The following is a 10,380-nucleotide window of genomic DNA, read 5'->3' as shown; positions in this document are numbered from 1 at the left end:
GTGGATATTCACATCCTGGCGTCCTGAATAGAACTAGTCAATACATCTGCGCGCCAGCGCGGGCGCATCCCGGGTGTTTGGCTGGATGCATGAGCTCGTACAACGACGCGACGGGGGATGTTGTGGGCAACGAAAGCGAGATTCCGGCCTGGGACGCCGCGCGGGCGGCCCGGCGGGACGAGGCGGTGCGGGCGGCCGTGGAGCAGGGGCTGCTCGGGCCGGGCTCCGCCATCGTCGGGCTGCTCGACGTCACCGGCATCCGGGAGTCGGCGGCGGCGCTGCGGGCGGCGTTCGACGCGGTGGTGGCGCCGGGCACGCCGGTGCTGCACGCCTTCGCGGTGAAGGCGACCCCGCTGGTGCCGGTGCTGCGGCTGCTGCGCGAGGAGGGCATCGGCGCCGAGGTGGCGAGCCCGGGCGAGCTGGCGCTGGCGCAGGCGGCGGGGCTGGGCCCGGAGGCGACGGTCCTGGATTCGCCCGCCAAGACGCCGGCCGAGCTGCGCGAGGCGCTGGCGCTGGGCATCGCCGTGAACGCCGACAACCCGCAGGAGCTGGAGCGCATCGACGCCCTGATGAGGTCGGCCGCGAGCCGCTCCCCGCTCGGGATCCGGGTGAATCCGCAGGTCGGCGGAGGTTCCATCGAGGCGACGTCCACGGCCACGGCGACCTCGAAGTTCGGGGTGGCGCTGCGCGACGAGGGGGCGCGCGAGTGGGTCGTACGGGCCTACCAGGACCGGCCGTGGCTGACCCGGCTGCACGCGCACACCGGCTCGCAGGGCATCCCGCTGCCGCTGATGGCGCAGGGGGTCCGGGAGGCGTACGCGCTCGCCGAGGAGATCAACCGGCGGATCGGGCGGCGACAGATCGACACGCTCGACATCGGCGGCGGACTGCCGGTGAACTTCGCCTCGGACGCCACCAGCCCGACGTATGCGCGGTATGCACGGCTGCTGAGCGAGGCGGTGCCCGGTCTGTTCGACGGGCACTACGGCCTGGTCACCGAGTTCGGGCGCTCCCTGCTCGCCAAGCACGGGACGGTCGTGGCCCGGGTGGAGTACGCCAAGAGCGCGGGCGGGCGGCCGGTGGCGGTCACCCACGCGGGCGTGCAGGTGGCCACCCGGACGGTGTACGCGCCGGGGAGCTGGCCGCTGCGGATCGCCGCGTACGACGGCAAGGGGCGGGCGAAGGAGGGCCCGGCGGTGGTGCAGGACGTGGCCGGGCCGGCCTGCTTCTCGGGCGATCTGCTGGCCGAGGGGGCCACGCTGCCACTGCTGGAGCAGGGGGACTACGCGGCGGCGCTGGACACGGGGGCGTACTACTTCGCGCACCACTACGCGTACAACTCCCTCGCCCGGCCGGGCATTTACGGCTTCGCGCCGGACGACGCCGGGGGCATCGCCTTCGCGACCGTGCGCGAGCCGCAGTCGCTCGACGAGATCGTGGCCGAATCGGGAGGGGCGCACACGGCATCGCTCACCACCTTTCCCACTGCGAAGCGCCGTTGACGAAGGTCAACGAGCAGTAGTACTCCATACGCGATCAAGTCACGTGAAAACGGGCTCAGTCGACCCACCCTAGTCACTCGGCGCATGTTCCACTGGAAAATGCCCGAACGCTCACTCCCCGCACACACGTTGCGTAGTTTGGCCGTCACTCAGCCGAACCCCAGGCGGGAGGGGAGCGACGGTGCCCGGAATCGACGAGTGCTTGCTGGAGACGATGCGGCTGCCCGGTGCCCGGGGCGCCGCGCTGGTCGACTGGACCAGCGGGCTGGCCCTGGGCACCGTGGGCGACCCACCGGGAGGAGATCACGAGACGGCGGCGGCCGAGGCCGCCGAACTGGCGCGGCTGGCCGCCGAGCAGCAGGCGTTCGGGCCCGAGGACGGCTCCGGCGCGGCGGATCCGCCGGTCGAGGACCTGATCCTCAGCAACCGGGACAGCTACCACGTGCTGCGGTTCGTGCCGACGGCCTTCGACAGCAGCGTGTTCCTGTACCTGTGGCTGGCCCGCGCGGACGGCAATCTCGCGCTGGCCCGCATCCGGCTCGGCGAGATGGCCGAACGGCTGGTGCTGGGATGACCGTGGTCGGAACCACCCCGCCGCCGCGTCTGCCGGTCCGGGACCGCACGGGTGCCCGCGAGCAGGCCCAGGGCGGCGTCTCACCGATGCTGACCAGACTCGCGGACGAGCACGCCACCGGCGTACTGGACCGCGAGTTCGGCACGCTCCACCTGGCCGAGGGCCGGGTCGTGCACGCCGAGAGCCCGCTCGCGCCCAGCCTCGGCATGCTCCTCACGGCCCACGGCGCCCTCGACGCCGAGACCTGGCAGGACGTCGAGGACAGCGCCGACGAGGGACGGCTCCTGCGCTACGGCGTCACCCCGGGCGCGCTGGAGCTGGCCCAGGTCAGCGCGCTGTACGACGCCGCGTACTTCGCGCTCGCCCCGAGCAGTACGCCCGGCCGCTTCCGCTACGGCACCCCGCACTGGCTCGCCTCGGTGCATCCGGTGACGGTCGCCGGGCTGGAGCGGGAGACGATGCGCCGCCGCGCCCTGCTGCGGCACATCTGGCCCGACCCGGCGACCGACGGCGCGCGCCTGGTGCGGGCCGACCCGGTCGCGGCACCCGCGGTGCCGTCCCGGCAGGCCGCCGTACTGGAACGGGTGGACGGCGTACGCCGGGCCGCGGACATCGCGCGGGAGCTGGGCCGGCCCGCGTTCCACACGCTGGTGCACATACGGCGGCTGGCGGCGGCGGGGCTGGTGTCCCCGCAGCCACCGCCCGCCCCGGATCCCCCGCCCGACGTCGGCGCCGATCCCTATGTCGCGCTGCTGAAGAGGGTCAGGGATGCGCTGGAGGCCCTTTGACCGCAAACCCTTCGAGGACCGCGAGCCGGCCGGGTTGCCGCGCCCTTCGCCGCGGTCCCGAGCCGAAAGGAGAACCCTGATGGCGGCCGAGGCCTCGATACTCGACGAGTTCCGCCGGCTCAGAGCCCGGGTGCCCCAGCTGACCGGAGCGCTGGCGGCCGGCGTGGACGGTCTCGTCCTCGCCCACGACACCCCCGACGTCGAACCGGACGGCCTCGCCGCGCTGACCGCCGCCGCGCTCGGCGTCGCGGTGCGGGTGTCGGACGCGACCGGCCGCGGCGACTTCCGCGAACTGCTCGTGCGCGGAGTGGACGGCTATGTGGCGACGTACGCGGCGGGCCGTACGGCCGTGCTGACGCTGCTCGCAACAGACCGCGTCAACGTCGGCCGGCTGCATCTGGAGGGCCGTCGCGCGGGAGCCCGGATCGGCGAACTGGTCGACACGGAGGCGACTCCGCCACCCCGGCGCAGCCCCGCCAAGAGCTCGGCCAAGGAGCCCGCCAAACCCATGCCCACCCGCACGAAGACCGCGCGCACCGCACGCACCATCGCCAACACGCGCACCACTACCGAAAGTTGAGAGGAACACACGTCATGGCCAACACCGAGACCACGCTGAAGGAATGCCTCGCCTCCATCGAAGGGGCGACCGGGGTCGCGCTCGTCGACTACACCAGCGGGATGGCACTCGGCACGCTCGGCGGCAGCAAGAGCTTCGACCTCAATGTCGCCGCCGCCGGCAACACCGACGTCGTCCGCGCCAAGATGCGCACGATGGAACACCTCGGCCTCAAGGGCGGCATCGAGGACATCCTGATCACCCTCTCCGACCAGTACCACCTGATCAGGCTGATCGCCGGGCGCGGGGGCAACGGCCTGTTCCTGTACCTGGTGCTCGACGGCAAGCGGGCCAACCTGGCGATGGCCCGGCACCAGCTGAAGAAGATCGAGGAGGATCTGGAGGTCTGATCTAGACGAGCGCCGCGGTGCGGCGGCGGGCCCCGCCGGGGGCCGCGTCGCCCGCGGCGACACCCGTGGTGCGGTAGCCCTTCACGGCCTTGCCCGCCGGGCGGCCGCCCCGGCCGTCGAGCCAGTCGACCCGCACCCACAGCAGGGCGTTCTCGGCCCGCTCCCGCCGGCCGAGCCACGCCGCCTTGAGCCGGAGCCCCGCCCCGCACCCGGCCAGCAGCATCCCGCCGGCCGCCGGGATCGCGAACGCCCCGCCCAGCGCGGCGAGGAACGCGAGCAGCAGCCACCAGCGGTGGCCCCGGCGCCAGTTGCGCACGGCCACCGCGCGGTCCTGGAGCACGTCGTGCTTGCCGGCGCGGGCGGCCGAGCGGATCAGGGCGGCGTACCGCTTGCGGCGCACGCCCGCCACCACGACCGCCGTGACGATGAACAGCGCGGCGCCGGCCAGAACACCGATCCTGCGGCCCGTGAGGCCCGGCACCAGGACGCCGATGCCCGCCGCGATCACCCCGAGCCACCACAGCGGTGCCGATCCGGCCCGTACGACCACGGCCACCCGGGCCAGTCCCTGTCCTCCGCCGCGTGCCACGATGCGCCTCCCGCCTCAGCACTGTCCGTCCGCTGTGCGGGCACGCTAGTCGGTCAACGTGAGACGAGCATTAAAGAAGCGCTCGGCGACTCATTCGACGAACAGTCCCCGGCTCGCCGCATGCGCGTCGAACTCCTCCAGCCGCGCCTGCGCGTCCGGCAGGTCGTCGGCCATCGCCTCCAGCAGGACCCGGCCCAGCAGCATCGGCGCGCAGGCCGTGTCGAAGGCGAGGCCCGTGCCGACCGCGGCGGGCAGCAGCAGGTCGGAGACCTTGGCGACCGGCGCGAAGGCGGAGTCCGCGACCGTCACCACGGTCAGCCCGGCCTCCTTGGCGTAGGCCAGGGTGTCCACGACCTCGCGCGGATGGCGGGGCAGCGCGAAGCACAGCAGGGCGGTGGCGCCGGCCCGTACGGCGGCGTCGATCCGGTCCTGGATCATCGTGCCGCCCTCGTTCAGCAGCCGGACGTCCGGGTGGACCTTGGCGGCGAAGTACGAGAAGCCGTACGCCTGGGAGGCGGCGGCGCGCAGGCCGAGCACCGGCAGCGGGCGGGAGGCCGCCAGCAGGCGTCCGGCCTTCTGCACCGGGCGCGGGTCGGCCAGCACCTCGGCCAGGTGCCGCAGGTTCTCGATCTCGGCCTCGACGGCCTGCTGGTACTCGTTGTAGGAGCTCGCGTCCGGGGTCTGCTCCACCGGCGCGACCTCGCGCAGGTGCCGGCGCAGCGCGGGGTAGCCGTCGAAGCCGAGGGCGACGGCGAAGCGGGTCACGGACGGCTGGCTGACCCCGGCCAGCTCGGCCAGCTCCACGCTGGACAGGAACGGCACGTCGGCGGCCCGCCGCACCATGCTGTGCGCGATGCGCCGCTGGGTCGGGGTGAGCCGGTGCCCCTCGAAGAGCGCCTGAAGTCGCGCGGCGGGGCTGTCCGTCCCGTTCGTGTTCCTGTCCGCGCTCATCCCGCGCTCCCCCTCCAGATCTCCGTGAACCGGTCCAGCAGTGCGGCCGCCGCCGTCACGTCGTCGGTGAGCGGACGGTCGGCCAGGTCGTCGTCGAGCACCGACTCGGCCAGCTCCATCGCCCGGCCCGCCGGCAGCTCAGGGTCGGGCCTGAGGCCGCGCTGGCGCAACGCGCGTACGGCGGCGACGAGTTCGCAGCCGACGACCAGACGGTACGCGCCGCACGCGCGCAGTGTCTGCCGCGCGGCGAGCGAGGCGAAGCTGGCCTGCTCCTCCACGCCCCGGGAGAGTACAGCGTGGCCGAGCGAGGCGGGGGCGGAGAAGGCGCGCAGATCGCCGAGGGCGGCCGCGGCGGCGTACTCCAGGATCATCACGCCGGACGAGGCGGGCTCGTGGTCGGCGAGGAAGGGCTTGAGGCGGGTGTAGGCGGGCTCGTTGAGGGTGGAGAGCCGGGACGTCGACAGCCGCGCCACCTGGGTCAGCGCGAGCCTGAAGTGGTCCAGGGAGAGGGCGAGTTGGGCCTGGTAGAAGCCGCCGTGGTGGTAGGCGGCCATGTCCTCGGGGGAGATGAGGGGGTTCTCGGCGGCCGCGTTGATCTCGACCGCGAGCACCTCCTCCAGGGCGTCGGCGGCGTCGTGCGCGGGGCCGTGGATCTGGGGCAGGCAGCGGAAGCCGTACGGGTCCTGGATCCGGCCGAGCGGCGGGGTGGGCCGGTCCTCGGCACCGATCAGCTCCCGCATCCGGCGCGCGACCTCGGTGCTGCCCCGGTGCGGCCGGGCGGTGTGCACGGGGGCGGCGTACGCCTCGTGGGAGCCGTCGACGGCGAGCAGTGACAGGGCGGCGACGACCTGGGTGGCGGCGACGAGGCCGCGCAGTTCGTGCAGGGCGAGGGCCGCCTGGCCGAGGGTGAGCGCGTTGCTGCTGATGAACGCGAGGGCGTCGTTGTTGTCCAGCGGCTGCGCCTGAGGGGCGCCGGAGCCGCGCCAGGGGTGCTCGCCGGCCAGCGCGAGGCCGGTCTGCGCCAGCGCCGCGAGGTCGCCGGTGCCGACCGAGCCGAACTCGTTGACGACCGGGTGGGCGCCGCTCTCCAGCGCCTCGCACATCGCGGTGATGAGCGTGGGGCGCAGGCCGGCACCCCCCGCGAGCAGCTGGTTGGCCCGGACGGCGAGCATGGCCCGCACCTGCCGGGCGGGCAGCTCCTCACCGATCGCGCCGGCGTGGCTGCGCAGCAGGCGCAGGCCGTGTTCGGCGGCGGCCTCGGTGGGCACGTCCTCGTTCCGGTTGGCGCCCACGCCGGTGGAGCGGCCGTAGACCCGCCCGGTCGCGGCGATGAGACGGGCCGCGTCCCAGGACTCCTCGGCCCGCTTCATCGCCTCGGTCGCGGCCACCGGCCGTGCGGCCCCGTCGGCGAGGCGTACGACGTCCTCGACGCCCAGCCCGATCCCGTCGAGGACGACCAGCCCGGTGTGCCCGGAAGCCACAGCCCTCGGCGCGTCCACGATCCGAGACGACATCAAGCCCAAACACCCCTCAATCCGGACATCCGGTCTCGCCCTTCAGTCATGCGTTACTTCGGATTTACACCAACCCGTTGACAAGTTATTCACCTACCGAGAACTCTGCATGACGTTATACAGCCGGGCAAGGGACATCTCATGATCCAGTTCGACGCGGTCCACAAGCGCTTCCCCAACGGCACGACAGCAGTCCACGATCTCTCCCTGGAGATGCCGGAGGGCGGGGTGACCGTCCTGGTCGGATCCTCCGGTTGCGGCAAGACGACCACCCTGCGGATGATCAACCGGATGGTCGAGCCGACCTCCGGCACCATCCAGGTCGGCGGCAAGGACGTCACCCGCCAGGACGCCGCCGAGCTCCGCCGCTCCATCGGGTACGTCATCCAGCAGGCGGGCCTGTTCCCGCACCGCACGGTGCTCGACAACATCGCCACCGTGCCGCTGCTGCTCGGCTGGAGCCGGCGCAAGGCACGCGTCCGCGCCGCCGAGCTGCTGGAGACCGTCGGTCTCACGGCCGACGCCGGCAAGCGTTACCCGCACCAGCTCTCCGGCGGCCAGCAGCAGCGCGTAGGTGTCGCCCGCGCGCTCGCCGCCGACCCGCCGGTGCTGCTGATGGACGAGCCGTTCGGCGCGGTCGACCCCGTCGTGCGCACTCAGCTCCAGGACGAACTGCTCAGACTCCAGAAGGAGTTGAGCAAGACCATCGTGTTCGTCACCCATGACGTCGACGAGGCCGTACGGCTCGGCGACCAGATCGCGATCTTCCGCACCGGCGGCCACCTCGTCCAGTGCGCCTCCCCCACCGAACTGCTCGCCCGCCCCGCGGACGACTTCGTGGCCGGCTTCCTCGGCGCCGAGCGCGGTCTGAAGCTGCTGTCGCTGAAGACCCTCGCGGACGTCCCGCAGGGCCCGGCGCCGGAGGGCGGCGACTGGACCCTCGTGCTCGACGCGGCGAACAAGCCCCTGCACTGGGCGTCCAAGGACACCGAGATCCCCGTACGGCCGCTGCGGGACGACGACTCCCTGCTGGCGGCCCTCGACGAGTGCGTCGCCTCCCCCATCGGCCTCATAGCCCGCGTGGACTCCCAGGGCGTCCTCACCGGCGTCTCGTCCCGCGACGACATCCACGAGCACGCGGGCCGGGCGCACACGGAAGCCCGGGTGGCCGCATGAGCATCGACTGGTCGTGGATAGGCGACCACACCGACGACCTCACCACGCTGACGGTCTCCCACCTCCAGGCCGCGCTCACCGCCGTCCTCCTCGGCGTCCTGATCTCGCTGCCCCTCGCGGTGATCGCCCACCGGATCCGGGTCCTGCGCGGCTTCCTGCTCGGCTTCTCGAACGTCCTGTTCACGATCCCGTCGATCGCGATCTTCGTGCTGCTGCTGCCGGTCAGCGGCCTCACCCGCACCACGACGGTCATCGGCCTGACGCTCTACACCCTGGTCGTCCTGCTGCGGAACACCGTCGAGGGCCTCGACTCGGTCCCGGTGAAGGTGAAGGAGGCCGCGAAGGCGATGGGCACGCGCCCTCTGCGCACGCTCCTGACCGTCGAACTCCCGCTCGCGCTTCCCGTGATCATGGCGGGCGTCCGGATCGCGACCGTCATGTCCATCTCCCTGGTCTCGGTCGCCACCTACATCGGCGACGGCGGCCTCGGCCAGCTCTTCACCGACGGCTTCCAGCGCAACTTCCCCACCCCGGTGATCGTCGGAGTGGTGCTCACGCTGCTCCTGGCCGTGGTCGCGGACGCGGCCCTGGTCGCCCTGCAGTACGTCCTGACCCCCTGGCGGAGGCGGCGAGCCTGACATGTACGAACTCTTCAAGAACCTCGGCGCATGGCTGGTCAGCGGCGAGCAGTGGGCCGGCTCCGACGGCATCGGGCACCGCCTGGCCGAGCACCTCCAGTACTCGCTGCTCGCCACCCTCATCGCGGCGGCGATCGGTCTCCCCCTCGGCCTGCTGATCGGCCACACCGGCAAGGGCGCCTTCGTCGCGATCAACCTCGCGTCCTTCGGCCGCGCCCTGCCGACCGTCGGCCTGGTCGTGCTGGTCTTCCTGGCCGGCGGGCTGTCCATGCTCCCGGTCTACGTCGCGCTGGTCGCCCTCGCGGTCCCGGCGATCGTCACCAACACCTACGCGGGGATGACGGCAGTCGACCCGGACGTGAAGGACGCGGCGCGCGGCCAGGGCATGCGCGGCCACCAGGTCCTCTTCCAGGTCGAGCTGCCGCTCGCCCTCCCGCTGATCATGACGGGCCTGCGGCTGGCACTGATCCAGGTCGTGGCCACGGCCACCATCGCCGCGTACGTCTCCTTCGGGGGCCTCGGCCGCTACGTCTTCGACGGCCTCGCCCAGCGCGACCTCGTGCAGGTGCTCGGCGGCGCGGTGCTGGTCGCCGTGGTCGCCGTGCTCCTCGACCTGGGCCTGTCCGGCCTCCAGCGCTTCCTCTTCCGCCACCGCACCGCTTAGGACCCTCGATGAACCGACGCAATCTCCTCGGCGGCCTCTTCGCAGCGGCCTCCGTCCCCGCCCTCGCCGCCTGCTCCAGCGGCATCACCTCCCTGGAAGGCGGGGGCTCCGCCGGCTCCGGCGGCGGCTCCAGCAAGGGCGGCATCACCATCGGCACCGCCAACTTCACCGAGAACCAGGTGCTCGGCTACCTGTACGCCGCCGTCCTGGAGGCGGCCGGCGTCAAGGTCAGCGTCCGCCCCAACCTCGGCACCCGCGAGATCCTCATCCCCGCCCTCAAGGGCGGCGACATCGACCTCCTCCCCGAGTACCAGGGCGCCCTGCTGCACTACGTCGCGCCCAAGGCGAAGGCGACGGAGGAGGGCGAGATGCAGAACGCCCTCACCATCGCCCTGCCAGGCGGCCTCCAGGTGCTGCCGTACGGCATGGCCGAGGACTCCGACGCCTTCGTCGTCACCCGCGAGACGGCCGAGAAGTACGGCCTGACCTCGCTCGCCGACCTGAAGAAGCAGAACGGCAAGCTGGTGATCGGCGCGGCGCCCGAGGTGAAGAAGCGGGAGGTCGGCGCCGTGGGCCTGAAGGAGGTCTACGGCGTGGAGTTCAAGGAGTTCAAGTCGCTGGACTCCTCGGGTCCGCTGGTCAAGGGCGCCCTGAAGAAGGGCGACGTGGACGTGGCGAACCTCTTCACCACCGACACCGACATCCAGGCCAACCACTGGGTGGTGCTGACCGACCCCAAGAACCTCATCCCCGGCCAGCACGTCGTGCCGCTCATCGCCGACCGCAAGGCCGACTCCACCGTCCGCAGGGCCCTCGCCGAGCTCGGCAACACCCTGACCACCGAGCAGCTCACCGAGCTGAACCGGCAGGTCGACAAGGACAAGAAGGACCCCGAGGACGTGGCGAACGCGTACGCCCGGGAACACGGCCTGGTGAAGTGAGGGCGCACCCCCTGACGCCCCCCGGGGAACAGGGGGGCTAACCCCAGTGCGGCCGTCTCCCCCGCTGCCTACCT

12 protein-coding genes are annotated in these 10,380 nt (G+C 72.4%); 9 read left to right on the top strand and 3 right to left on the bottom strand.

Going from position 1 to position 10,380, the window contains the following annotated elements; translation table 11 throughout:
- Nucleotides 1-89 precede the first annotated feature (89 nt).
- The 5 genes from ACIRD7_RS26290 to ACIRD7_RS26270 all read left to right on the top strand — a co-directional run bounded on the left by ACIRD7_RS26290 (nt 90) and on the right by ACIRD7_RS26270 (nt 3,833).
- Entirely contained in the window at nt 90-1,502 is a 1,413-nt protein-coding gene (locus tag ACIRD7_RS26290) for a diaminopimelate decarboxylase (RefSeq protein ID WP_403457410.1), read from the top strand.
- A gap of 181 nt (nt 1,503-1,683) precedes the next feature.
- Nucleotides 1,684-2,076, top strand: a complete 393-nt coding sequence (locus ACIRD7_RS26285; RefSeq protein WP_403457409.1) for a hypothetical protein — start codon at nt 1,684-1,686, stop codon at nt 2,074-2,076.
- Nucleotides 2,073-2,864 carry a transcriptional regulator gene (locus tag ACIRD7_RS26280; RefSeq protein WP_403457407.1) on the top strand — a complete coding sequence of 264 codons (792 nt, stop codon included), beginning with the start codon at nt 2,073-2,075 and terminating at the stop codon, nt 2,862-2,864. The genes ACIRD7_RS26285 and ACIRD7_RS26280 overlap by 4 nt, the downstream gene beginning before the upstream one ends.
- A gap of 79 nt (nt 2,865-2,943) precedes the next feature.
- A complete protein-coding gene (locus tag ACIRD7_RS26275; RefSeq protein WP_403457406.1) occupies nt 2,944-3,444 on the top strand; it encodes a roadblock/LC7 domain-containing protein in 501 nt (166 codons plus the stop codon).
- Between the two features lie 14 nt (nt 3,445-3,458).
- On the top strand, nt 3,459-3,833 hold the full coding sequence (locus ACIRD7_RS26270; protein WP_030965085.1) for a hypothetical protein: 375 nt from the start codon (nt 3,459-3,461) through the stop codon (nt 3,831-3,833).
- A gap of 1 nt (nt 3,834) precedes the next feature.
- Here the strand turns inward: ACIRD7_RS26270 and ACIRD7_RS26265 are convergent, their stop codons facing one another.
- The 3 genes from ACIRD7_RS26265 to ACIRD7_RS26255 form a co-directional block, all read right to left on the bottom strand.
- A complete protein-coding gene (locus ACIRD7_RS26265) occupies nt 3,835-4,422 on the bottom strand; it encodes a hypothetical protein (protein ID WP_403457405.1) in 588 nt (195 codons plus the stop codon).
- 90 nt (nt 4,423-4,512) lie between these two features.
- Entirely contained in the window at nt 4,513-5,373 is an 861-nt protein-coding gene (locus tag ACIRD7_RS26260) for a MurR/RpiR family transcriptional regulator (RefSeq protein WP_403457404.1), read from the bottom strand.
- On the bottom strand, nt 5,370-6,887 hold the full coding sequence (locus ACIRD7_RS26255; RefSeq protein WP_403457403.1) for an aromatic amino acid ammonia-lyase: 1,518 nt from the start codon (nt 6,885-6,887) through the stop codon (nt 5,370-5,372). The genes ACIRD7_RS26260 and ACIRD7_RS26255 overlap by 4 nt, the downstream gene beginning before the upstream one ends.
- A gap of 141 nt (nt 6,888-7,028) precedes the next feature.
- Here ACIRD7_RS26255 and ACIRD7_RS26250 point away from each other — a divergent pair, with 141 nt between their 5' ends.
- From ACIRD7_RS26250 to ACIRD7_RS26235, 4 genes are read left to right on the top strand one after another with little or no spacing between them, the layout of a single operon-like run.
- On the top strand, nt 7,029-8,063 hold the full coding sequence (locus ACIRD7_RS26250) for an ABC transporter ATP-binding protein (RefSeq protein WP_403457402.1): 1,035 nt from the start codon (nt 7,029-7,031) through the stop codon (nt 8,061-8,063).
- Nucleotides 8,060-8,701 carry an ABC transporter permease gene (locus ACIRD7_RS26245; protein ID WP_403457401.1) on the top strand — a complete coding sequence of 214 codons (642 nt, stop codon included), beginning with the start codon at nt 8,060-8,062 and terminating at the stop codon, nt 8,699-8,701. Before ACIRD7_RS26250 ends, ACIRD7_RS26245 begins: the two co-directional genes overlap by 4 nt.
- 1 nt (nt 8,702) lies before the next feature.
- Nucleotides 8,703-9,365, top strand: a complete 663-nt coding sequence (locus tag ACIRD7_RS26240; protein ID WP_403457400.1) for an ABC transporter permease — start codon at nt 8,703-8,705, stop codon at nt 9,363-9,365.
- An 8-nt stretch (nt 9,366-9,373) separates the two neighbouring features.
- Entirely contained in the window at nt 9,374-10,306 is a 933-nt protein-coding gene (locus tag ACIRD7_RS26235; protein ID WP_403457397.1) for an ABC transporter substrate-binding protein, read from the top strand.
- Nucleotides 10,307-10,380 lie beyond the last annotated feature (74 nt).

The organism is Streptomyces sp. NPDC093568, from assembly GCF_044764945.1.
Lineage (GTDB): Bacteria > Actinomycetota > Actinomycetes > Streptomycetales > Streptomycetaceae > Streptomyces.
The sequence above is the reverse complement of the archived record's forward strand: the minus strand, read 5'-3'. Positions and strand labels throughout refer to the sequence as shown.